This is a genomic window from Streptomyces klenkii (assembly GCF_003626645.1).
GTDB lineage: Bacteria > Actinomycetota > Actinomycetes > Streptomycetales > Streptomycetaceae > Streptomyces > Streptomyces klenkii.
Genome location: NZ_RBAM01000002.1, coordinates 94,735 through 118,550, shown reverse-complemented (window position 1 = coordinate 118,550; position 23,816 = coordinate 94,735). Strand labels below are relative to the sequence as shown.

At 73.4% G+C, this 23,816-nt stretch carries 15 protein-coding genes; 9 read left to right on the top strand and 6 right to left on the bottom strand.

The genetic code is table 11. The features are described 5' to 3' along the window. Positions 1-103: 103 nt before the first annotated feature. Complete coding sequence (locus D7231_RS03890; protein WP_030367536.1) at positions 104-463, bottom strand: WhiB family transcriptional regulator; 360 nt, start codon at positions 461-463, stop codon at positions 104-106. A 227-nt stretch (positions 464-690) separates the two neighbouring features. After that, positions 691-1,446, bottom strand: a complete 756-nt coding sequence (locus D7231_RS03885) for a DUF1707 SHOCT-like domain-containing protein (protein ID WP_120753513.1) — start codon at positions 1,444-1,446, stop codon at positions 691-693. Positions 1,447-1,606: 160 nt separating this feature from the next. Here D7231_RS03885 and D7231_RS03880 point away from each other — a divergent pair, with 160 nt between their 5' ends. Continuing rightward, the gene (locus D7231_RS03880) at positions 1,607-3,271 is read left to right on the top strand and encodes a fumarate hydratase (protein WP_120753512.1); all 1,665 of its coding nucleotides are present in this window, start codon (positions 1,607-1,609) and stop codon (positions 3,269-3,271) included. 78 nt (positions 3,272-3,349) lie between these two features. Here the strand turns inward: D7231_RS03880 and D7231_RS03875 are convergent, their stop codons facing one another. Then, complete coding sequence (locus D7231_RS03875) at positions 3,350-4,900, bottom strand: ricin-type beta-trefoil lectin domain protein (protein WP_199739302.1); 1,551 nt, start codon at positions 4,898-4,900, stop codon at positions 3,350-3,352. A gap of 109 nt (positions 4,901-5,009) precedes the next feature. On the opposite strand from D7231_RS03875, the gene D7231_RS03870 reads away from it, so the two are divergent. From D7231_RS03870 to D7231_RS03850, 5 genes are all read left to right on the top strand, one after another. Beyond that, on the top strand, positions 5,010-6,404 hold the full coding sequence (locus tag D7231_RS03870) for a class II fumarate hydratase (protein ID WP_194962068.1): 1,395 nt from the start codon (positions 5,010-5,012) through the stop codon (positions 6,402-6,404). A 125-nt stretch (positions 6,405-6,529) separates the two neighbouring features. After that, complete coding sequence (gene fomD, locus D7231_RS03865) at positions 6,530-7,234, top strand: cytidylyl-2-hydroxypropylphosphonate hydrolase (RefSeq protein WP_120753509.1); 705 nt, start codon at positions 6,530-6,532, stop codon at positions 7,232-7,234. A 187-nt stretch (positions 7,235-7,421) separates the two neighbouring features. After that, positions 7,422-8,099: a class I SAM-dependent DNA methyltransferase gene (locus D7231_RS03860; protein ID WP_120753508.1), complete on the top strand. Its 678-nt coding sequence runs from the start codon at positions 7,422-7,424 to the stop codon at positions 8,097-8,099. Between the two features lie 544 nt (positions 8,100-8,643). Then, positions 8,644-10,827 carry a SpoIIE family protein phosphatase gene (locus tag D7231_RS37380; RefSeq protein ID WP_391474058.1) on the top strand — a complete coding sequence of 728 codons (2,184 nt, stop codon included), beginning with the start codon at positions 8,644-8,646 and terminating at the stop codon, positions 10,825-10,827. Between the two features lie 204 nt (positions 10,828-11,031). After that, positions 11,032-12,495 (top strand): catalase, encoded by a 1,464-nt coding sequence (locus D7231_RS03850; RefSeq protein ID WP_120753507.1) that lies wholly within the window; start codon positions 11,032-11,034, stop codon positions 12,493-12,495. A 16-nt stretch (positions 12,496-12,511) separates the two neighbouring features. Here the strand turns inward: D7231_RS03850 and D7231_RS38090 are convergent, their stop codons facing one another. From D7231_RS38090 to D7231_RS03835, 3 genes are all read right to left on the bottom strand, one after another. Further along, positions 12,512-14,779, bottom strand: a complete 2,268-nt coding sequence (locus tag D7231_RS38090) for a protein kinase domain-containing protein (RefSeq protein ID WP_120753506.1) — start codon at positions 14,777-14,779, stop codon at positions 12,512-12,514. Positions 14,780-14,787: 8 nt separating this feature from the next. Beyond that, positions 14,788-17,424, bottom strand: a complete 2,637-nt coding sequence (locus D7231_RS03840; protein ID WP_147449684.1) for a protein kinase domain-containing protein — start codon at positions 17,422-17,424, stop codon at positions 14,788-14,790. A gap of 101 nt (positions 17,425-17,525) precedes the next feature. Further along, positions 17,526-19,784 (bottom strand): transglycosylase domain-containing protein, encoded by a 2,259-nt coding sequence (locus tag D7231_RS03835; RefSeq protein WP_120753504.1) that lies wholly within the window; start codon positions 19,782-19,784, stop codon positions 17,526-17,528. 317 nt (positions 19,785-20,101) lie between these two features. Here D7231_RS03835 and D7231_RS03830 point away from each other — a divergent pair, with 317 nt between their 5' ends. The 3 genes from D7231_RS03830 to D7231_RS03820 are packed head-to-tail and all read left to right on the top strand — an operon-like array spanning position 20,102 to position 23,816. Further along, a complete protein-coding gene (locus D7231_RS03830; RefSeq protein ID WP_120753503.1) occupies positions 20,102-20,626 on the top strand; it encodes a PadR family transcriptional regulator in 525 nt (174 codons plus the stop codon). Further along, complete coding sequence (locus D7231_RS03825; protein ID WP_120753502.1) at positions 20,623-21,330, top strand: ABC transporter ATP-binding protein; 708 nt, start codon at positions 20,623-20,625, stop codon at positions 21,328-21,330. The genes D7231_RS03830 and D7231_RS03825 overlap by 4 nt, the downstream gene beginning before the upstream one ends. Further along, positions 21,327-23,816, top strand: a complete 2,490-nt coding sequence (locus D7231_RS03820) for an ABC transporter permease (protein ID WP_241999557.1) — start codon at positions 21,327-21,329, stop codon at positions 23,814-23,816. Before D7231_RS03825 ends, D7231_RS03820 begins: the two co-directional genes overlap by 4 nt.

Genomic DNA, 23,816 nt, shown 5'->3' with positions numbered 1-23,816 from the left:
CGGCTCACTCCGCTCGCTCCGCGCCCGTGCCCTCAATCGCCGGGCAGGCTCACTCTTGAGCCTGCCCGGCGATTGAGGACGTCAGCCCCCGCCGATCACGGAATCAGCCCGCGGCGGCGACCCGCGTGGCGCGGGCCAGCTCCGCCTCGCGCCGGCGCCGGCGGGCCAGCACCACCCGGCGCTCGGCAGCGGTGAGACCGCCCCACACCCCGTAAGGCTCCGGCTGGAGCAAAGCGTGCTCGCGGCACTCGACCATCACGGGGCAACGGGCGCACACGCGCTTGGCGGCCTCTTCACGCGACAAGCGGGCGGCCGTCGGTTCCTTGGATGGTGCGAAGAAGAGCCCGGCTTCATCCCGGCGGCACACCGCCTCCGAATGCCAGGGGCCGGCCTGATCCCGCGCGGACGAAATCCGCGGGGACGGTACGGCGGCTTCCTGCAGGGGCTGATGCGGTAGCAGCACGGTCTACTCCTGACGACGGCTTTTGCTTGGCCGGTTGAGTCACCCTTGCCCGCCTCCACTGCGCACGGCCATTCGCACCGGCAGCCGTACGAGAGACGATGCACCAAGCTTTACCCGCTGTGCGCGTGCTTATTCACACCGTTGCCATGAGCGGAACGCCGTAACCCGCAGTAAGTTTGCGGCAACAGGCCGCACGAGCCGCCGGCGGACCGCCGCGCGGACCGCCATCAGCCGCCCGCGCGAAGGTTCTTGAGCCGCTTGCCCCGCTTCGGCTTCGCGTCGACGCCGCCGAAGACCGCGAATCCGGTGAGGGAAACGACCGGAGCGTCGGGGTCCGGCGCCTCGACCGTCTTCACGTCGAAGCCACCGAAGATCCCGGTGCCCGTGGAGCGCAGGGTCACGTTCTCCGGGACCCTGATCTCGATGCCCCCGAAGATCGCGGTGGCGTTGATGACGATCTCCTGCTGCTCGAAGACCGCCTCGGTCAGATCGATCTCGATGCCGCCGAAGAGCGCGAACGCGTTCGTGCGCCGGCTCACCCGCCAGCGCCCCTTGCGCACCGCGCCGCCGAAGACCGCGACGAGGTTCTCGGCGATGCCCGCGCCCGCGGGATGCGCCGGGGCGTCATAGGCGCCATGGGGGCGCGCGGGCGCCGGATGCTCGCCCCGGCCGGCCGCCGGCAGGTCGCTCACCAGCGGCTCCAGCTCGCCGAGCGTCTTGGCGCCGTAGACCGCGCCGATCCGCTCGGAGTGCTCCTCGGCGGTGATCCGCCCCTCCGCCAGGGCGTTGCGCAGGATGTCCGCGAACCGGTCGCGGTCGGCGTCGGAGGCGCGCAGCGCGGGCGGTGCGGGGGCCGGGGCGGGCGCGGGCGCCCCCTCCTGCGGGCCCTGCTGCGCCCCCTGCCGGGGACTCGGCTGCGGGCTCGGCTGCGCGCCCTGAGGGCGCTTCTCAAGGGAGTGCTTTTCGAACGATGGCTCTTCCACGGCAAGCAAGGGTAGCCAATCGCGATAGATCGCGATAGGGGGCGGGCGGGGCGCGGGTGAGCCTTACCTCACAAGAACACTCCCCCGCGCGCCGCCTACGCTGGTAGGCGCTGTCGAGGACGCCAGCCACCGCCGCCTGCCGAGTGAGGAACCCGCCGCAATGTCTGCCTCTGAGTTCGCCTATACGGACCTCCTGCCCCTGGGCGAGGACAACACTCCGTACCGCCTGGTCACCTCCGAGGGCGTGTCGACCTTCGAGGCCGACGGCCGCACGTTCCTCAAGGTGGAGCCCGAGGCGCTGCGCAAGCTGGCCGCCGAGGCGATGCACGACATCTCCCACTACCTGCGCCCGGCCCACCTCGCGCAGCTGCGCCGCATCCTCGACGACCCCGAGGCATCCGCCAACGACCGCTTCGTCGCCCTCGACCTGCTCAAGAACGCCAACATCGCCGCGGCCGGCGTGCTGCCGATGTGCCAGGACACCGGCACGGCCATCGTCATGGGCAAGCGCGGCCAGAACGTGCTGACGGAGGGCGAGGACGAGAAGGCCCTCTCGCACGGCATCTTCGACGCCTACACGAAGCTCAACCTGCGCTACTCGCAGATGGCCCCGCTGACCATGTGGGACGAGAAGAACACCGGCTCCAACCTGCCCGCGCAGATCGAGCTGTACGCGACCGACGGCGGCGCCTACAAGTTCCTCTTCATGGCCAAGGGCGGCGGCTCGGCCAACAAGTCCTTCCTCTTCCAGGAGACGAAGGCCGTGCTCAACGAGGCGAGCATGATGAAGTTCCTGGAGGAGAAGATCCGCTCGCTCGGCACGGCCGCCTGCCCGCCGTACCACCTGGCGATCGTCGTCGGCGGCACCTCCGCCGAGTACGCGCTGAAGACCGCCAAGTACGCCTCCGCGCACTACCTGGACGAGCTGCCGGAGGAGGGCTCCGCGCTCGGCAACGGCTTCCGCGACAAGGAGCTGGAGGACAAGGTCTTCGAGCTGACGCAGAAGATCGGCATCGGCGCCCAGTTCGGCGGCAAGTACTTCTGCCACGACGTGCGCGTCGTCCGCCTGCCGCGGCACGGTGCGTCCTGCCCGGTGGCCATCGCCGTCTCCTGCTCCGCCGACCGCCAGGCCCTCGCGAAGATCACGCCCGAGGGCGTCTTCCTGGAGCAGCTGGAGACCGACCCGGCGCGCTTCCTCCCGGAGACCACCGACGAGCACTTGGAGTCGGAGGGCGACGTCGTCCGCATCGACCTCAACCGCCCCATGGACGACATCCTCGCGGAGCTGACGAAGTACCCCGTGAAGACCCGTCTCTCGCTTTCCGGACCGCTCGTCGTCGCCCGCGACATCGCACATGCGAAGATCAAGGAGCGGCTGGACGCGGGCGAGGAGATGCCGCAGTACCTCAAGGACCACCCGGTCTACTACGCCGGCCCGGCCAAGACCCCCGAGGGCTACGCGTCCGGTTCCTTCGGCCCGACGACGGCCGGCCGCATGGACTCCTACGTCGAGCAGTTCCAGGCCGCGGGCGGCTCCAAGGTAATGCTCGCCAAGGGCAACCGGAGCAAGCAGGTCACCGACGCGTGCGGCAGCCACGGCGGCTTCTACCTCGGCTCGATCGGCGGCCCGGCGGCCCGCCTGGCGCAGGACTGCATCAAGAAGGTCGAGGTCGTCGAGTACGAGGAGCTCGGCATGGAGGCGGTCTGGAAGATCGAGGTCGAGGACTTCCCGGCGTTCATCGTCGTGGACGACAAGGGCAACGACTTCTTCGTCGACCCGGCCCCGGCGCCGACCTTCACGAGCATTCCGGTGCGCACGAAGTAGTCCCGCGAGCCGGGTTGTGGGCAGTCGTTCCGCAGGGCGGAACGGGTGGGCACAACCCGGCCAACGGTGGGTCGGCCGCTACGCGAACCGCTGTGACCTCGACCCGTCACAAGCCTGCAGCCGCACCGGATCCTTGGCCGCGCCCAGCGTCAGGCACAACCCGCCGGCCGCAGCCGGCCGCACGGTGGACCCGTCCCGTACGAACTGCTGGTTCGCACCGCCGTGGCAGTCCCACAGCACCACAGCCGTCCCCGCCGCGTACTTCCCGCCCGGCACGTCCACGCACCGGTCGTGCGACAGTGCCGTCCGCAGCGCCTTCGTGCCGGAGTCGTAGCCCCACTCCTGGTTGCGGTTGCCCGTGCAGTCCCAGCCGCCGACGGTGGTCCCGTTGCGGCTGCTCGCCGCGTAGGCGTCGACGCAGGTGCCGGTGGCCTCGTTCTTCAGGGGCCGGAAGGCGTCGTCCCAGCCGCCCTTGGTCAGGACCGGCGTGCCCGTGCTCGCGGGGTCGGCGCAGCCGGCCTCCTGCCAGCCGGATCCGTAGAGCTGCGTCAGGCAGGACGCGAACGCGCCGTGGCCGCGCTGGTTGGGGTGGAAGGACTGCCGGACGGAGTTCTCGTTCGGCGGGAAGGGGTTGGCCACGTCGACGTACAGCCCGCGGGCCCAGGTGTTGTCCGTGCACACCTCGTGGCCGTGGAAGAGGCGGGAGTTGTCGAGGTAGACGGCCCCGGTGTCCCGGGCGGCCTTGCGCATGCCGCGCTCGAAGGCGGGCACGGCGGCGTCGCGGCCCCAGGCGGCGTCGGCGGTGTAGCCGACGCAGCCGCCGGGGAGCTTGCCCGGGAAGGACGGGTTGTCCTCGAAGTCGGGGCCGATGGGGCTCGGGTAGCCCATGACGACGAGCTTGTAGTCGCCGTCGGCGTATCCGGCGTCCTTCATGACCGTGCGCAGGTCCCGTACGGTCTGCTCGACCTTGGGCACGAGGCCGTCGACGCGGGCCTGCCAGCCGGGCGCATACTTGGGCACGCACGAGCCCTGGAGGGTCAGGTAGCGCACGACGCAGTCGGTGATGACGGGCCCGAACTGGAGGTCGTCGTTGGCGCCGGCGACGAGCAGGACCATCTTCACGCGGGTGTTGCGGGCCTTGACGGCGAGGCTGTCGCTCTGGACGAGCTCGTCCGCGTACTGCTTGGTGCCGCCGATGCGGATGTTGGCGGTGGAGGCCCCGGAGCAGGCGACGTTGTAGGTGACGTCGGCGGGGATCGCGGTGCGGTGGATGGCGGATTCGGGCGAGCGGTGGCACCAGTTGTCCGGGCCGTTCGTGCCCGGCTCGTAGGTGCCGACGCCCTCGCCCGAGATCTCGCTGTCGCCGAGGGAGAGCAGTGAGGTCTTGCGTTCCGCCGGGGGGCGCACGGCGGCGTCCCCGTAGAGCTTGACGGCTTCGGCCGCGCGGATCTTCTCCAGCTCGGGTGAGAGGGGCGCCGCGGCGGCGGTGCGGGCCGCGGGGTGGGGCGCGTGAGGTGCGTGGGCTGCGTGGGCGGTGGGTCCGGTGACCGCGAGGCCGCCGAAGGCCGCGGCGAGCGCGGCGACGGCGGCGAGCGAAGAGCGCAGGGTGGGTCTGCGTCCGCGTGTCAAAGTGGCCTCCCCGATTTCAGTTGTTACCCGCGGTATTTACTAGGCGGTAGTGCCTTTTGGGAACACGGTGAACCGGACAAACGCTTGCTCTGTCAGGAGGTAAGTGACGATGACCGATGGTGAGCAGTACCGGATCGAGCACGACTCGATGGGCGAGGTGCGGGTGCCGGCGGACGCCAAGTGGCGGGCGCAGACCCAGCGCGCGGTGGAGAACTTCCCGGTGAGCGGGCAGCGGCTGGAGCGGGCGCACATCGAGGCGCTGGCCCGCATCAAGGCCGCCGCGGCCAGGGTCAACGCCGACCTCGGCGTGGTGGAGAAGGACGTGGCCGCCTCGATCGAGGCCGCCGCGGGCGAGGTCGCCCAGGGGCGCTGGGACGACCACTTCCCCGTGGACGTCTTCCAGACCGGCTCCGGCACGTCCTCCAACATGAACGCCAACGAGGTCATCGCCACCCTGGCGAGCGAGCGCCTGGGCCGCCCCGTGCACCCCAATGACCACGTGAACGCGTCGCAGAGCTCCAACGACGTCTTCCCCTCCAGCATCCACATCGCGGCGACGGCCGCCGTCACCGGCGACCTGATCCCCGCGCTGGAGCACCTCGCCGCGGCCCTGGAGCGCAAGGCGGAGGAGTTCGCCGAGGTCGTCAAGTCCGGCCGCACGCACCTGATGGACGCCACTCCGGTGACGCTGGGCCAGGAGTTCGGCGGCTACGCCGCGCAGGTCCGCTACGGCGTCGAGCGGCTGCGCGCCTCCCTGCCGCGGCTGGCCGAACTCCCCCTGGGCGGCACGGCGGTCGGCACCGGCATCAACACGCCGCCCGGCTTCTCCGCCGCCGTCATCGCCGAGGTCGCCCGCACCACCGGGCTGCCGCTGACCGAGGCCCGCAACCACTTCGAGGCGCAGGGCGCCCGCGACGGCCTGGTGGAGACCAGCGGCCAGCTGCGCACCGTTGCCGTCGGCCTCACGAAGATCTCCAACGATCTGCGCTGGATGGGCTCGGGCCCGCGGGCCGGCCTCGCCGAGATCAGCCTGCCCGACCTCCAGCCCGGCTCCTCGATCATGCCGGGCAAGGTCAACCCGGTCATCTGCGAGGCCGTGCTGATGGTGGCCGCCCAGGTCACCGGCAACGACGCGACGGTCGCTACCGCGGGCGCCGCCGGCAACTTCGAGCTCAACGTGATGCTCCCGGTGATGGCGAAGAACGTCCTGGAGTCGGTGCGGCTGCTCGCCAACGTCTCCCGGCTGCTGGCCGACCGCACGGTCGACGGCATCACGGCCGACGTGGAGCGCGCCCGCGAGTACGCGGAGTCGTCCCCGTCCGTCGTCACGCCCCTCAACCGCTACATCGGCTACGAGGAGGCGGCGAAGGTGGCGAAGAAGTCCCTTGCGGAGCGCAAGACGATCCGCCGGGTCGTCCTCGAATCGGGTTACGTGGAGCGGGGCCTGCTGACCCTGGAGCAGCTGGACGAAGCGCTGGACGTCCTGCGCATGACGCGTCCGTAGGCGGGCGGGCGGCGGGAAGAGGGCGCCGCCTGTCAGCGGGGAGACGGCGCCGTGCGTCAGCGGGGAGAGGGACCGTGCGTCATACGTCACGGCGCACCCGCGGCCCCCGCGCCTAGGATCTCCGCATGACAGCGGACGCGGACGCAGAGACGGTGAACACGGCAGGCGCAAGTGCAAGCGCAAGCGCGCTCTGGGCGCCGGGGGAGCAGATCCTCTGGCGCTACCGGGGCAATGCCACCGACCGCGTCCACATCTGCCGCCCCGTCACCGTCGTCCAGGACACCGACGACCTGCTCGCCGTGTGGGTCGCGCCGGGCACCGCGTGCGTGCGCCCGCTGCTGGCCGACGGCACCCCGGTCCACCAGGAGCCGCTCGCCACGCGCTACACCAAGCCCCGCACCACGGGCGTCGCCCCGTGGTCCGGCACGGGCGTGCTGAAGCTCGCCCGGCCCGGCGAGCCGTGGTCGGTCTGGCTGTTCTGGGACCGTGACTGGCGCTTCAAGAACTGGTACGTGAACCTCGAGGAGCCGCTGGCCCGCTGGGCGGGCGGCGTGGACTCCGAGGACCACTTCCTCGACATCGCCGTCTACCCGGACCGCAGCTGGCAGTGGAAGGACGAGGACGAGTTCGCGCAGGCGCAGCAGGCGGGCCTCATGTCTCCCGGGCAGGCCGAGCGGGTGCGCGCCGCCGGCCGGGCCGCGGTCGAGCGGATCGAGGCCTGGGCCGCGCCGTTCGCCGCGGGCTGGGAGGACTGGCGGCCGGACCCGGCCTGGCCCGTACCCGCCCTGCCGGCCGACTGGGACCGTTCCCCGGCCCGGATCCGGGCATGATCGGCGGGGAACGGGCGGGGAATCGGCAGGAAGGCGGCCAACCGCTTGGCACCGGCCCGCCGGGCAACCGTAGGATCGGCCTCCGCGGTACTGCACGGCAGCACGGCACGAACACGGCACGAACAGAGCACGGCATGTGACGCTTGTTCAGGGAATACGGTCAACGGTCACAGGGAGGGCGGGCGCCGTGAGCGGTGACGGGAACCGGCGGGACTACGACGGCTACGCCCGCGCGGGGCTGGACCGCAGCGGTCAGGCGGAGGCCTTCGACGCGATCGGCCACCGCTACGACGAGGCCTTCCCGCACAAGGAGGGCCAGCTCGGCGCGGGCGCCTGGCTCGCGGCCGCGCTGCCGCCCGGCTCCCGCGTCCTCGACGCCGGCTGCGGCACCGGCCTGCCGACCGCGCGGCAACTGACCGACGCGGGCCACCGCGTCGTGGGCGTCGACCTCTCCCCCGGCATGCTGGAGCTGGCCCGGGGCAACGTCCCCAAGGCCGAGTTCCACCTGGCGGACCTGGCGGACCTGCGGGACGGCCGCCTCGGCACGTTCGACGGCGCGGCCGCGTTCTTCTCGCTGCTGATGCTGCCCCGCCCGGAGATCCCGCACGCGCTGCGGATGCTCCACGGGCTCCTGAGACCCGGCGGGTTGCTCGCCCTGTCGATGGTCGAGGCGGACGTCGACGACTACGCGATGCCGTTCCTGGGCAACACGATCCGGGTATCCGGATACCTGCGGGACGAACTGCGCCAGGTCGTGGGCGAAGCGGGTTTCGAAGTCGCCGGGGAGCACTCACTGGCGTACGCCCCGGCGAGTACGGACGTGCCACCCGAGATCCAGCTCTTCCTCAATCTGCGACGCGCCTGACCCACGGTGCACCCGCGCGAGCGGGCGCACGGTCCCGACGGATGGAACCCCAAGCGTGACGGAGCACACCGACTCCCACGGAAACCAGCGGATCGCCGCGGTGCGGCAGGCCGCTGCCCCGGACCCGGAACCGGGCCGCCCGCGGCCGGCCCCCGAGCCGGGGCCGCAGGGCGTGCCGCCCCAGCGGCGCGAGGACGCCCACGCGGGCACGCGCCCGGCCGCGGACGACCCCGCGGGCGCACCCGCCCGTGCGCGCGCACGGGCGGGCTCCCACCCTGAGCCCGGGGGTCTCCCGGACCAGGGCGCCCCGGCGGCTCCGGGCCCGGCGCCCTCGCCCACGGGATCCCGGGCCACCGGGCCCGACGCCGCGCAGCCCGGCGCCACCCGGTCCCCGGCCCCGGCCTCCCGGGCCACCGGCTCCCCGGCCGGCGAGCCCCGGGCCACCCGGTCGCGGGCCGCCGGATCCAAGGCCGAAGGGCCTCAGCCCGCGCGGTCCCGCAGGGGCACCCGATCGCGGGCCGCCGGGTCCCCGGACCGGGAGTCCTTGGACAGCGGGTCCCCGGCCGGCCGGGTCCCGGCCGCAGGCCCCCGCGGCGGCGGATCCCGTGCCCGTACGCCCGAGGCGGCCTCCGCCGCGCTGCCCGCCGTCACGGCTGAGCGGGCATCCGCCGTGGCCGCTGACAACGATGCCCGCGAGCCCGCGGCAGGCGCCCCGCAGCCGGAAGGAGCCACCGCGGCCGCCGACGGCGGCGACGGTGCCCGGGCCACCGCGCCCACAGGCCACCCGGCCGGGCCGGAGGGCACCGCGCCGACGGCGGCCGCCGAGCGCCCCGCCGTCACGGCCGGCGGCCCTGGCGGCGGAAGCGGCCCGGAGCCGCGGCCGAAGGGCGCTTCCACCGCCGCCACGGACACCGCCCACCGCCCGGCCACGGAGGCCGCCGGGGCCGCCGGTCACCCGGGCCCGGCAGGACCCGAGGGCGCCGGCCGCCCGGACGGCACCGGCCACGCCGCCGGAGGCGAGCGGCTGCGGTTCGTCGGGGCCGCCACCCGGCGGATCGCCCGCGGCATCGACCTGGACGAGATCGTGCTCGGCCTGTGCCGGGCCACCGTGCCGACCTTCGCCGACGCCATCCTCGTCTACCTGCGCGACCCGCTGCCGGTCGGCGACGAGCGGCCCGTCGGCCCCGTCGTGCTGCGCCTGCGCCGCACCGACCAGCTGCCCGAGCACGTGCGCGGCACGGGCGAGGGCGACGCCGCGGACCCCGAGGCGGAGCGCCCCGAGCCCGTGCCGGACCTGGCCGGCTGCGCCGCCGAGCGCTGCGAGGTGCGCATAGGGGGGCCGCTCGCGGAGGTGCTGCGGGGCGTCAGACCGGTCTTCGGGGACTCCTCCGCCGCGCGGGCGGCCCTTCCCGAGCTGCTCGGCGACGACCGGCCCGTCCCGGACCGGCAGCGCACGATCCTGGCGCCGCTGCGGGGGCGGCGCCGGGTGATCGGCGCCGCGGTGTTCGTCCGCCGCCCGGACCGGGCCGCGTTCGAGAACGACGACCTCCTGGTGGCGGCGCAGCTGGCGACGCACACCGCCCTGGGCGTCGACAAGGCCGTGCTGTACGGCCGCGAGGTCTACATCGCGGACGAGCTCCAGCGCACGATGCTGCCCGACTCGCTCCCCCAGCCGACCGGCGTCCGCCTCGCCAGCCGCTACCTGCCGGCCGCCGAGACGGCCCGCGTCGGCGGCGACTGGTATGACGCGATCCCCCTGCCGGGCAACCGCGTCGCCCTCGTCGTCGGCGACGTCATGGGCCACTCCATGACGTCCGCCGCGATCATGGGCCAGCTGCGCACGACCGCGCAGACCCTGGCGGGCCTCGACCTGCCCCCGGCCGAGGTGCTGCACCACCTGGACGAGCAGGCCCAGCGCCTGGGCTCGGACCGCATGGCCACCTGCATGTACGCGGTGTACGACCCGGTCGCGCACCGCATCGTGATCGCCAACGCGGGGCACCCGCCGCCGATACTGCTGCACCGCGGCGGCCGCGCGGAGGTCCTGCGCGTCCCGCCGGGCGCGCCGATCGGCGTGGGCGGGGTCGACTTCGAGGCCGTGGAGCTGGACGCGCCCGCGGGGGCGACGCTGCTGCTCTACACGGACGGCCTGGTGGAGTCGCGGATCAGGGACGTGTGGACGGGCATAGAGCAGCTGCGGGAGCGGCTGATCGAGACCGCCCGGCTGACCGGCCCGAACCCGCCGCCCCTGGAGCCCCTGTGCGACGAGGTGCTGGGCATGCTCGGCCCGGGCGACCGGGACGACGACATCGCCCTGCTCGCGGCCCGCTTCGAGGGCATCGCGCCCAGCGACGTCGCGTACTGGTTCCTGGACCCGCGCCCGCAGACGGCCCGCCAGGCGCGCCGGCTGGCCCGCCGCGCGCTCACCCGCTGGGGCCTGGAGGAGCTCACGGACGCCGTGGAGCTGCTGGTCAGCGAGGTGATCACGAACGCCGTGCGGTACGCCGAGCGGCCGATCACGCTGCGCCTGCTCCGTACGGACGTGCTGCGCTGCGAGGTGGGCGACGACGTGCCGCAGCTGCCGCGGCTGCGCCAGGCCCGGCCCTCGGACGAGGGCGGCCGCGGGCTGTACCTGGTGAACCGGCTGGCCCGGCGGTGGGGCGCGACCCGGCTGAGCACGGGCAAGGTGGTGTGGTTCGAGCTGGCGCTGCCGGCGCACGCCCGGTGAGGCGCCCGGCGCCGCCTTCGGAGCTTCGCCCGGCGGTTCGCTGGGCGATTCGCCCGGCGGTTCGCCCGGCGGTCACTCGTACGCGGTGAAATTCTGGACAGTGTCCAGACTCCGGTTGCCGACACCTCGTCGGCGGAGTTGACTGGCGGGGTGGAGGGCGGCACTGCCGCGCGCCCTCACCATCCCCGTACCGGGAGGCGTCCCATGACCGATTCGGCGCAGCAGACCCCGTACACCACGAACAACGTCGGCATCCCCGTCGAGAGCGACGAGCACTCGCTCACCATCGGTGACACCGGCCCCATCCTGCTCCAGGATCACTACCTGATCGAGAAGATGGCCCAGTTCAACCGGGAGCGGGTCCCCGAACGGGTGGTCCACGCCAAGGGCGGCGGCGCGTACGGCACGTTCCGCGTGACCAACGACGTCAGCCAGTACACCAAGGCGGACCTCTTCCAGCCGGGCCGCAGCACGGAGATGCTGGCCCGCTTCTCCACGGTCGCGGGCGAGCAGGGCAGCCCCGACACGTGGCGCGACCCGCGCGGCTTCGCCCTGAAGTTCTACACCGAGCACGGCAACTACGACCTGGTCGGTAACAACACCCCGGTCTTCTTCGTCCGCGACCCGCAGAAGTTCCAGGACTTCATCCGCTCGCAGAAGCGCCGCCCCGACAACGGCCTGCGCGACAACGACATGCAGTGGGACTTCTGGACCCTCTCCCCCGAGTCCGCCCACATGGTCACGTGGCTGATGGGCGACCGCGGCGTGCCGCGCACCTGGCGGAACATGAACGGCTACAGCTCGCACACCTACCTGTGGGTCAACGGCGGCGGCCAGCGGTTCTGGGTCAAATACCACATCAAGACGGACCAGGGCATCGAGTTCTTCACCCAGTCCGAGGCCGACCGGATGGCGGCCGAGGACGCCGACTTCCACCGGCGCGACCTCTTCGACTCGATCAAGGGCGGCAACGCCCCGTCCTGGACGATGTACGTCCAGGTGATGCCGTTCGACGACGCCCCGGACTACCGCTTCAACCCCTTCGACCTCACGAAGGTGTGGCCGCACGGCGACTATCCGCTGATCGAGGTCGGCCGGATGACGCTCGACCGCAACCCCGACGACTTCTTCGTCCACATCGAGCAGGCCGCCTTCGAGCCGTCGAACCTGGTGCCGGGCATCGGCCCGTCGCCCGACAAGATGCTGCTGGGCCGGCTCTTCTCCTACCCGGACACGCACCGCTACCGCATCGGCCCGAACTACACCCAGCTCCCGCCGAACCGCGCGCGCTCGTCCGTCAATTCGTACGCGAAGGACGGCCCGATGCGCTACGAACCGGCGAACGTCGCCCGCCCGTACGCCCCCAACTCCTACGGCGGCCCCGCCGCCGACACCGGCCGCTTCGGCGACATCGCGGGCTGGTACGCGGCGGGCGAGATGGTCCGCGAGGCGTACAAGCTGCACCGCGAGGACGACGACTGGGGCCAGGCGGGCACGATGGTCCGCAAGGTCCTCGACGACGCGGCGCGCGACCGCCTCGTCTCCAACGTGGCGGGCCACGTCAGCAACGGCGTGAGCAAGCCGGTGCAGGAGCGGGCGTTGCAGTACTGGCGCAACATCGACAAGGAACTGGGCGACCGCATCGCCACCAAGGTCAACGGCGGCTGACCGGCCCGGCCGTGGGCTAGGGGGCGTAGCCGGAGAGGACGGTGCCGTCGGGGTAGGCGAGGAAGACCGCCTGCCCCACGGCCAGGGCCTGAGGCGCCCGCCCGGACTTGGACCAGCTGTGGCCGTCGTACCTCTTGCCCTGGCCCAGCCGCGCTCCGCGGTCGGGGCTGTAGGCGTAGAGCTCGTCGTCCGTGGCGATCAGGGCGCGGTCCCCGCCGAGCACCGGCAGGCTGTCCTTGAGGCCTTCGGCCCACAGCTTGTCTCCGGAGGCGAAGTCGTAGCCCGCGAGCTCCCGGTCGCCCTGGACGACGAGCACGCCGCGGTCCCCGACCGCAGGGGCCGCGGTGACGCGGGTGCCGGGGGCCAGCACCGTACGCGGCTCCAGGGTGCGCGCGTCGAGGACCTTGACCCCGACGTCGCCGTTGAGGGCGCACAGGAGGGCGTCCTTGTACGCGAGGGGCATGGCGCACATGAGGCCGGGGCGGCGGGCCGCCTCCTTGCCGTCGCGGGTGCCGAAGGCGTACGTGGTGGTGTTCGACGACAGGTAGACCCTGTCGCCGTGCACGAGCAGGCCGCCGAGGTCGCCCTCCTGCTCTGTCTGCCACAGCTGCTGGTGACCGGCATCGGCGCGGTGGGCCGTGATGCGGGTGCCGGGCACGTCGCCGTCGGCGCTCCAGACGGCGTAGAGGACGCCGTCGGACAGCTCCATCGCGCTGAGGAAGGTGCCGGCCGGTGCCGCAAGCGACCAGCGCTGCCGGCCGCCCGCGGAGTCGACGGCGGTGATGCCGCGGCCCTGCGGAACGTACGCGGTGCCGTCGGCTACGGCGGGGGCGGGCATCTGGGCCTTAGCCCCGCCCTCGGCGGTGATGCTCCACAGCCGCTTGCCCGTCGCCGCGTCCAGTCCCGTGGCGCCGCCGGCGGCGGTGCCGCAGACCAGGGCGGGGCCGCTGAGGGCACAGGCGGTCGCCCCCTCGTCCAGCCGGGTGTTCCACGGCGACCAGCCCGCCGGGCGGGCGGCCCGGTCGCGGGCGGCGGCCCCGAACTCCCGGCTGTGCCCGGCATTGCCGTAGGCCGGGACGACGCGCGCGGTCCCGGTCCCTGGAGAGACCGGGCCTGCCGCTGCCGCAGCGGCGCCCCCGGAGGCGTCCTCGCCGCCGGTGAGCTGCGGGAGCGCAACCGCCGCCCCGACCGCGGCGGCGGCCAGGAACGCGCCGGCACCCGCGAGCAGGACCTTGCGGCGCGAGCGCCTCGGTGCAGGGGGTACGGGCATGCCGGGGGCGTGCCCCAGCTGCGTGGGAAAGTGCGGGACCCCCGGCGGATGCGCGGGCCGCTGCGGTGCGGAGCGTACGGCCGGGGCTCCGGCGCTTGAGGACCCCGGGCCCGCCTCGGCCCGTACGGCGGCTGCCGCCGCCTCCTCGTGCTCGGCGAGCAGGGCCCGTACGGCATCCGGCCAGGCGCAGGGCGGGCCGGACAGCTGCTCCGCCAGTTCCCGCGGCGTGGGGCGGTCGGCAGGGTCGAGGGCGAGGCACGCGGTGACGGTCTCGCGCAGGCCGTCGGGGAGGGCCGCGAGGGTGGCCGGGTCGGCCTCGGCGCGCGAGATGCGGTAGACGACGGCGGCGAGCTCCTGGTCCTCGAACGGGCCGCGGCCGGTCGCGGCGAAGCACAGCACGGCGCCGAGGCAGAAGACGTCGGTCGCCGCGACCACGGCGCGGCTGCCTTCGAGGTGTTCGGGCGCCATGAAGCCCGGCGTGCCGACGATGAGCCCGGCGGTGGTCAGGGCGGTGGCGTCGAAGGCCTGGGCGATGCCGAAGTCGATGAGCCGGGGGCCGTCCGCGGCGAGCAGGACGTTGCCCGGCTTGAGGTCGCGGTGCAGGACACGGGCGGCGTGCACGTCGGCCAGCGCCCGCGCGAGGCCGGCGCCCAGGGCACGCACGGCGCCGGCGGGCAGCGGGCCCGTCCGGGCGACGGCCTCGGCCAGCGAGGGGCCCGCGATGTACTCGGTCGCGAGCCAGGGCAGGGCGGCGTCGGCGTCGCCGTCCACGAGAGCGGCCGCGTACGGGCTGCGGACGGCGCGCGCGGCATCGATCTCCCGGCGGAAGCGGGTCCGGAACTCCGGTGTCAGGTCGAGGTCCTGACGGACCGTCTTGACGGCGACGAGCCCGGGGCCGGCGGCGCCGTCCGTGCGGCGCGCGAGGTACACCTCGCCCATGCCGCCCGCGCCCAGCGCGCTCAGCAGGCGGTACGGGCCGGCCGTGCGCGGCGGCCCGGTGAGTGGTTCCGGCACGTGTTCCCCTAGTGCGGCAGCTCGACCGAGCGGATGGTGCCCTGGTCGTAGACGATGTGGACGACGCCGCCGACGGGCAGGGCGACGGGCGGCCGGACGGACTTGGCGATGTCGACGCCGTTCTTCTTGTCGTAGGCGGGCTCGGAACGGTCGCCGGGGGCGCCCTCGACCGGTGTCCTGAGCGCCTTCCCGCCGGCGAGGGGCATCCGGTGGAGGGCGTCGTTGGAGGCGTACAGCACCTGGTCGCCCACGATCAGCGGCGTGGACACCAGCAGCTCGGGGTTGAGCCCCGGCGCTATCGGGACCGGGCGGAACGCCGTCGGGGCGGTGCCCGTGCGGTCGATGACGACCACTGCCGGGCCCTTGGCGTCCGTCCCGACGAACACCTTGTCGTTCACCGCCGTGATGTGCGGGGCGTTTCCGCTGTTCACGCCCGTCAGGGGCGTGTCCGTGCCCGGGGCGAGCGTGCGGGCGTCGAACCGGTGCATGGTCAGGTGGGTGCCGCCGCGGTCGCCGCTGCGCTCGCCGCACAGCACGGAGCCGCCCTGGACGAGGATTTCGCCGCAGCCGCCCGCCACGGGCTCGCTCTCGCCGCGTTCGGCGCCGGTCGCCGCGTCGTAGGCGCTCACGCCGCGTTCGGAGCGCGCGTAGACGGTGCCGTCCTTGGCCGCGACCGGTGCGAAGTCCTGCTGGAAGGCGCGGGCGAGCTGCACGCTGGCGAGGCGCTTGCGCCACAGTTCGCGGCCGTCGGAGAGGTCGTAGGCGTACAGGTCATAGCCCTGTCCGGAGACGTTGACGCCGACGAAGGCGCGGCCGTCCACGACGAGGGGCTCGCCTTTGAAGGCCCCCGCGCCTTCGGGGCTCTTCTCCCAGCGGACCTTTCCGCTCGCAACGTCCCGGGCCTGGATCCGGCCCCCGGCCGCGACGACGGCCGTGCCGGCGCGGACCGCGGGCGGCAGGCCGCCCCCGGGAATCATGATCAGGCCGGTGGGGCTGATCATGGCCGTGCTCCCGGTCTCCTCCGGCCTCTTGACCGGGTCGTACCGCCACAGCTGCTTGCCGTCCCCGGCACCGACGGCCTCGTAGGAGCCGTCCACGAGCCGGCAGACGAGGGCAGTGGCGTCGGCGGCGCAGCCGAGGGGGCCCTTGGAGAGCCGGCCGGACCACGCGTGCCAGCCCGCGGGGCGGGCGGCGGCGTCCGGGGCCGGGAGTGTGCCCGCCCTGTCGGGGCCGCCCGCTTCGTCGACACCGTCCTGCCCGGCCGCCGCAGGGGTCTTGTTGCCTGCCGCGGCAGCCTCGCCGTCGCCCGGGCTGCCGCCCCGGCCCTGAGAAACCCAGAAGACGGCCGCGCCCCCGACGAGGGCGGCAACGATCCCGGCGATCCCGAACGTGACCACGGCGCGGCCCCGCTTGCGGGCTGCGGGCTGCGGGGCGACGCCCATCGTCGGCAGCCCGTGCAACCCCCCTGCGGGGGCCGGCGGTGCCGTGCGCACATCAGGTCGGCCCGGCACCGCCGGATGCCCCTCCAGGGGATGATCGCCGTCGCGGCGGGAGGACGTACCCGGCACCGAACCCGCAAGGTCCGCCACCTCAAGCCCGCCGCCATGGCGGGCAACCCCCGCGGCGGCGACCGGCGGTGCCGCACCCGCCTCAGGCCCGTCCGGCACCGCCGGATGCCCCGCCGGGGGCTGATCGCCGTCGCGGCGGGAAGAGACGGCCGGCGCCATCGCATACCCCGCCAGGGGGTGCGCGGGCGGAGCCGCCGCCGCGGCCGCTTCCGCGCGGTCGTCGGCGATGCGTTCCCGTACGGCCGCCGGCCAGGCGAAGTCGCCCTGCGCCGGGGCGCCGAGGCGAGCCGTCAGCGCTTGGGTGCCGGGGCGCTCGGCGGGGTCGGGGCGGAGGCAGTCGGCGAGGATGCCCCGGAGGGGGTCCGGGACGGACGACAGGTCGGCCTTCGCCTGGAGGACGCGGTGGAGGACGGCGGCGAGCGGCCCGTCGCCGAAGGGGTCCTCGCCGGTCGCGGCGTAGCAGAGCACGGAGGCGAGGCAGAAGACGTCGGAGGCGGCGACGACGTGCCGGCCGCCCCTGACGTGCTCGGGGGACATGAAGGCGGGCGTGCCGACCATGAGCCCGGTGCCGGTCAGGGTGGTGGCGTCGGGGGTGCGGGCGATGCCGAAGTCGATGAGCCGGGGCCCGTCGGCGGCCAGCAGCACGTTGCCGGGCTTGAGGTCGCGGTGGAGCGCGGGCGCGGCGTGGACGGCGTGGAGAGCCCGTACGAGGTGGGCGCCAAGAGCCTGGACGGTCGCGGCCGGGAGCGGCCCGGCGAGACGTACGGCTTCGGCGAGCGTGGGCCCGGGCACGTACTCGGTGGCCAGCCAGGGCGGGTCGGCGTCGGCGTCGCCACCGGTCAGCCGGGCGACGTGGGGGCTGTCGACGGACCGGGCGACGGCGATCTCGCGCCGGAACCGGGCGCGGAAGCCCGGCTCCCCGGCGAGGTCGGCGCGGACGGTCTTGAGGGCGACCGTGCCCTCGGGTCCGCGGGCGAGGTGGACGTCGCCCATGCCGCCCGAGCCGAGCCGGGCGAGGAGCTCGTAGGGTCCGATCCGCCGCGGCGTCGTCTCCCGCAACGGTTCCAGCACGGCCACGCTCACGTCCCCCAGACGGCTCAGGTACCGAGGTACCGAAAAACCCCGGCCGCTCACCCTACACAGAGGGTGAGCGGCCGGGGCCCGTGGTTAACGGCTGGTCAGTTGTGGAGGGGGTCGCGGTTGCCGTTGGGCTCGAGGCCTCCGCCGCCGGTGGGCGGGATGCTCGGCGGCTTGCTGCTCGGGGTGACCGGCGGGACCGGGGGCCGCGAGGACGGGGGCGGCGACGACGCTCCGTGGGACGGGGTCCGCGAGGACGAGGACGACGGCGACTGCGAGGGCCGCGAGGGCGTCGCCGACGGGCTGTGGGACGGCGGCGCGGAGGGGGAGGACGAGGCGGGCGGGCCCGGGATGGCCGGAACCGTCGTGCTCATGTTGGTGTCGAGGTCGAACTCCTCGGCGTCCGAGCCCTGGAGCGCGTCGGCGGTGTAGGCGGCCCAGATCCGCGCCGGGTACGTGCCACCGTTGACGCGGCCGTTGCCGCCGGTGCCCTTGAGGGTGACCTGCTTGCCGCCCTCGCCCTCGCCGAACAGGCCGATGGCGGTGACCAAGTCGGGGGTGTAGCCGGTGAACCAGGCGGACTTGTTGTCGTCGGAGGTGCCGGTCTTGCCCGCGACCTGGCGGCCGACGCTCTGCACGACGGAGGCCGTACCGTCGTCGACCACGCCCTTGAGGACGGTGGTGACGCCGTCGGCGGTGTTGCGCGAGACCGCGTCGCCGCCGATCGGGTTGTCGAGCGTCAGCTCCTTGCCGTTCTGGGAAGCCGACTTGATGATCGAGGGCGTGACCTTCTTGCCGTGGTGGGCGAGGGTCGCGTAGACGCCGGCCATGTGCAGCGGGCTGTTGCCCATGGAGCCGAGCGACATGGCGGGCTTCTCCACGAAGTCCTTGACCTTGCCGTTCATGCCCATGTCGACGGCGGTCTTCTTCACCTCGGGCAGGCCGACGTCGATGGCCATCTGCGCGAAGACGGAGTTGACCGAGTCGTTCATGGCCTTCTGCACGGGGACCATGCCGTGCGAGTAGCCGTCCTCGTTCTCCGGGGCGAAGTGCTCGTCGGTGCCGACGACAGGGCGCTCGGAGGTCGAGTCGTAGAGGGTGCCCGCGTTGATGCGCACCTTGTTCTGGGTGGTCGACTTGTTCTCCAGCGCCGACGCGAAGATCAGCGGCTTGAAGGTCGAGGCGACCTGGTAGTCCTCGCGGGTGGCGTTGTTGGTCCAGTGCTGGAGGGCGTCGGTGCCGCCGTAGAGGGCGACGACCTTGCCGGTCTTCGGGTCGACGGAGGCGGCGCCGACCTGGACGTTCTTGTCGACCGCGCGGGCCTTGGGGTCGAGGTCGTCGAGGAGCTTGTCCTTGACGGCCTTCTCCAGGGCCTTCTGCTTCTTGTTGTCGACGCTGAGGGTGATCGTCCAGCCGCCGGCGTCGAGGTCGCTCTCGGGGCGGCCGTCCTTGACCAGCTTCTTGCGCATCTCGGCCTTGGCGGCCTCGATCAGATAGCCGTTCTGGCCGGTGAGGCCCTTGGCGGCCGGCGGCTTGCCGGGCTCCTTGAACTGCATCCCGGCGCGCTTGTCCTTGTCGAGCCACTTCTGCTCGACCATCTTGTCCAGGACGTAGTTCCAGCGGGCCTTGGCGTTCTCCTTGCCCGCCGGGGTGGCCACCGACCAGTCGTACTGGCTGGGGGCCTGGAGCAGCGCGGCGAGGTAGGCGCCCTCCTCCAGGGTGAGCTTGTCGACGTCCTTGTTGTAGTACGCGCGGGAGGCGGCCTGGATGCCGTAGGCGCCGCGGCCGTAGAAGCTGGTGTTCAGGTAGCCCGCGAGGATCTCGTCCTTGGACGTCTCCTTCTGCACCTTGAGGGAGATGACCAGTTCCTTCACCTTGCGGGTGACGGTCTGGCGCTGGTCCAGGTAGTAGTTCTTCACGTACTGCTGGGTGATGGTCGAACCACCCTGCTTGCCGCGGCCCATGACGGTGTTGAGGACGCCTCGGGCGGTGCCCATGACGTCGACGCCGGGGTCGGTGTAGAAGTTCTTGTTCTCGGCGGCGACGACGGCGCGCTGGACGTCCACCGGGATCTTGGAGAGCGGGACTTCCTGCCGGTTCACGTCACCGCTGCGCGCGATGATCTTGCCGTCGGCGTCCTTGAAGATGTTGCTCTGCAGCTTGGCCTGGCTGTTGCCCTTGGGGATGTCCACGTAGAGGTAGAGCGCCACGCAGGCTCCCGCCCCGAGGGCGATGAGCGCCACGAAGTAGGCGAGCAGCTTCTTCCACGTGAAGAAGCGGCGTATGCCGGTCTTCTTGGCCTTCTTGCCCTTTGCTGTGCGGGTGCTCTTCTGCGCCCGTCGCGCTTCCGCTCGGCCCATCTCTCCCGTAGCTCCAGTCTTTCCGCCCCCAACCCAGCTCATGAAGCTAACACCGCAACTGTCACCAAACGCCCATTGATCAAGGCTTTGGGGCACGTGACATACAGCACCCCGGCTGGCGGGAACCGGGCGCGGCTCAGCGCGGGAAACCGTACAGGGCTTCGATCATGAACCTTCAACAGCGGGCGTTCTGCGCACGGTCGACCGGTGCGTACGGCAGGCAGGGGACGGCCGCCCCGTCGGCGAGGGGTGAAATCAAGCCAGCTACTCATGGCACGTATACATGCGGTGTATACACACGGTGTACAGTCCCGCTCATGTCCATCGGTCACACTCTGCTCGCGCTCCTGGAGTCCGGTCCGCGCCACGGCTACGACCTCAAGCGCGCCTTCGACGCCCGCTTCGGCCACGACCGGCCGCTCCACTACGGCCAGGTGTACGCGACCATGTCGCGCCTCCTGAAGAACGGCCTGGTGGAGGTGGACGGGATCGAGCACGGCGACGGTCCCGAACGCAAGCGCTACGCCATCACCGACGCCGGCATCACGGACGTGGGGCGCTGGCTCGCCGAGCCCGAGAAGCCCGAGCCGTATTTGCAGTCCGTCCTCTACACCAAGGTCGTCGTGGCCCTGCTGACCGGGCGCGACGCGGACTCCCTGCTGGACGCCCAGCGCGCCGAGCACCTGCGGCTGATGCGCGAGCTCACCCGGCGCAAGGTGAGCGGCGACCTCGCGGACCAGCTGATCTGCGACCACGCCCTCTTCCATCTGGAAGCGGACCTGCGGTGGCTGGAAATCACCGCTGCCCGCCTCGACCAACTGGCCGCGGCGGTGCGCCCGTGACCCCCTCCCCCGCGCCCCCGTCCGGCTCCCTGCTCGCCGCGTCCGGGCTGCACAAGGTGTACGGCCCGACGACCGCGCTGGCCGGTGCGGACTTCTCGGTCCACCCGGGCGAGGTCGTCGCCGTCATGGGCCCGTCGGGCTCCGGCAAGTCGACCCTGCTGCACTGCCTGGCCGGAATCGTTCGCCCCGACGCCGGCACGGTCCGCTACGGGGCGCGCGACCTGTCCGCCCTCCCGGACGCCGAGCGCAGCGCCCTGCGGCGCACCGAGTTCGGCTTCGTCTTCCAGTTCGGCCGGCTGGTGCCGGAGCTGACCTGCCTGGAGAACGTGGCGCTGCCGCTCCGGCTGAACGGCGTCCGGCGCAAGGAGGCCGAGGCGCGGGCCGTGCACCAACTGGAGCAGCTGGAGGTCGCCGACGCCCGCGGCAAGCGGCCCGGCGAGATATCCGGCGGCCAGAGCCAGCGCGTCGCCGTCGCCCGCGCCCTCGTGACCACCCCGCGCGTGATCTTCGCGGACGAGCCGACCGGCGCCCTGGACTCCCTCAACGGCGAGCGCGTCATGCAGCTGCTGACCGGGGCCGCGCGCGACACGCGCGCCGCGGTCGTCCTGGTCACCCATGAAGCGCGCGTCGCCGCGTACTCGGACCGCGAGGTCGTCGTACGCGACGGGCGGGCGCGCGACATGGCGGGGGTGGGGCTGTCGTGAACGGACGGGACGACGCACGAGACGACGCACGCGACGGCGCGCGAGACGACGAGCACGGCCACGAGAACGACCACGAACACGAGGGCGCGCCTCCGCGCCCCGGCCACGGCCCCGCCGACCGGCCCACCGGGCCCACCGGCGCCGCGGCCTGGCTCCGCGACCTGCGCATGGGCGCGCGCTTCACGATCGCCGGCGGCCGCGAGGGGCTGCTGCGCGCGCTGCTCACCGCGCTCGCCGTCGGCCTCGGCGTGGCCGTCCTGGCGATCGCGGCGTCCGTGCCGCACCTGCTGGACGAGCGCGAGCGGCGCACGACGGCCCGCCAGGTGAACACGCCGCTGGAGTTCGAACAGCCGGGCCACGAGCTGCAAAAGGGCAGCGGCACCCTGGTGTACCGCGACGCGAGCACCGAGTTCCGCAACCGGAAGGTCGGCGGCGCGCTGCTGCACCCCGAAGGCCCCGGCGCCCCGCTGCCGCCCGGCGTGACGGACCCGCCCCGGCCGGGCGAGATGGTCGTCTCCCCCGCCCTCGGCAGGCTCCTGGACGCAGGCGACGGGAAGCTCCTGCGCGAGCGGCTCCCCTACCGGACCGCGGGCACCATCGCGCCCGCGGGCCTCATCGGCCCCAGCGAACTCTTCTTCTACGCGGGCGACGACAAGCTCGCACCGGGCGACGGCGCCGTGCGCATCGACCGCTTCGGCGACGGGGAGCCCGGCCCGCCCGCGGACGGCGGGGTCGTCATCCTGGTCGTCCTCGGGTGCGTGATCCTGATGCTGCCGGCCGGCGTCTTCATCTCGGCCGCCGTCCGGTTCGGCGGCGAGGGCCGGGACCGGCGGCTGGCGGCCCTGCGGCTGGTCGGCGCGGACGGCGCCACGACCCGGCGGATCGCGGCGGGCGAGGCCCTGTGCGGCGCGCTGCTCGGCCTGCTCGCCGGTGCCGGGATCTTCCTCTTCGCCCGCGGGTTCGCCCCGCACCTCACGATCCGCGACGTGACCCTCTTCGCGTCGGACGTCACCCCGGCCCCCGTCCAGGCCGCGCTGATCGCCGTCGCCGTGCCCGCACTGACCGTCGTGGTGACCCTGTCCGCGCTGCGCCGCGTCGCCATCGAGCCGCTCGGCGTCGTCCGCGGGGCGCCCGCCCGGCGGCGCAGGCTGTGGTGGCGGCTGCTGATCCCCGCCGTGGGCCTGGCGCTGCTGGTCCCGAGCACGGTGACAGTCGCCTGGAGCCCCTACTACGGGCCGATCGAGACGGCCATGGTCGCCATGGGCGCGGCGCTCCTGCTGATCGGCGTCGCCGTCGCCCTGCCGTGGCTGGTCGAGGCGTGCGTCGCCCGGCTCCGCGGCGGGCCGCTGCCCTGGCAGTTGGCGACGCGGCGGCTCCAGGCCGGCAGCGGGCCGGCCGCGCGGGCGGTCAGCGGCATCACCGTCGCCGTGGCCGGGGCGATCGCCGTCCAGATGATGCTCTCCGGCATGCAGAGCGGCCACGACCGGCCCGGCGGCAGCGTCGCGAGCTGGTCCCGGCTGAAGGCCTCGTACCGCCCGGGCACGCCCGAGGAGATCAACGCGTACACGAAGGCGTTCCGGGCGACACCCGGCGTGCAGGACGCCGTCGCGTTCGTGGAGCAGTACGCGACCGTCCCCGGCAAGGAGCACAGCGTCACCACGGTGCACGTCGCCGACTGCACCGTCCTGCGCACGCTGGCCAGGACCGGCTCCTGCCGCGAGGGCGACGTCTTCGTGGCCGCGGAGAAGGACGGCGACGTCGACACCGCCCACCGCTTCCCGCCGGGCACCGCGCTGGAGATGGACGGCTTCGAGCGGGCGAAGGAACGGGGAACGCCCGCCTACCGGTGGACGGTTCCGGCCTCCGCGCGGATCGTGGAGACCCTCCCCGGGCCGACCGGCGACCACCAGTTCGGCATCCTGGCCACTACCTCGGCCATCGACGCCCGGGCGATCCCGGACGCCAGGACGACCGTGCTGGCCCGGGTGGACCCCGGCGACCGCGACGACTCCATCGAGCGGTTCCGCAACACCGCCGCCGCCATCGACCCGGGCATGCGGGTCTGGCGCCTGGGCGGCGTGGTGAAGGAGAACCACCTCGCCGCCGTCGAGGAGGGGATGACGATCGGCGCCGTCTGCGTCCTCGCGCTGATCGCGCTGAGCATGCTCGTCGGCACGCTGGAGCAACTGCGCGAGCGCAGGCGCGCCTTGTCCGTGCTCGTCGCCTGCGGTACGAGCCGCGCGACGATCGGCTGGTCGGTGCTGTGGCAGACCGCGGTGCCCGTGGTGCTGGGGATGGCGCTGGCCGTCGGGGCCGGGCTCGGCCTGGGGCGGCTGCTGCTCGCGCTGGTCCACGAGCGGGTACGGGACTGGTTCGCGTTCGTCCCGCTGGTCTGCGCGGGGGCGGGGATGATCGTCCTGGTCACCGTGGCGTGCCTGCCCGCGCTGTGGCGGCTGACGCGGCCGGAAGAGCTGCGGACAGAATAA

What these genes read in the sequence shown, in the direction of transcription:
- D7231_RS03880 (WP_120753512.1), top strand. Translation starts at nt 1,607, where the DNA reads ATGTCTGCCTCTGAGTTCGCCTATACGGACCTCCTGCCCCTGGGCGAG.
- D7231_RS03870 (WP_194962068.1), top strand. Translation starts at nt 5,010, where the DNA reads ATGACCGATGGTGAGCAGTACCGGATCGAGCACGACTCGATGGGCGAG.
- fomD (WP_120753509.1), top strand. Translation starts at nt 6,530, where the DNA reads ATGACAGCGGACGCGGACGCAGAGACGGTGAACACGGCAGGCGCAAGT.
- D7231_RS03850 (WP_120753507.1), top strand. Translation starts at nt 11,032, where the DNA reads ATGACCGATTCGGCGCAGCAGACCCCGTACACCACGAACAACGTCGGC.
- D7231_RS03835 (WP_120753504.1), bottom strand. Translation starts at nt 19,784, where the DNA reads ATGGGCCGAGCGGAAGCGCGACGGGCGCAGAAGAGCACCCGCACAGCA.
- D7231_RS03830 (WP_120753503.1), top strand. Translation starts at nt 20,102, where the DNA reads ATGTCCATCGGTCACACTCTGCTCGCGCTCCTGGAGTCCGGTCCGCGC.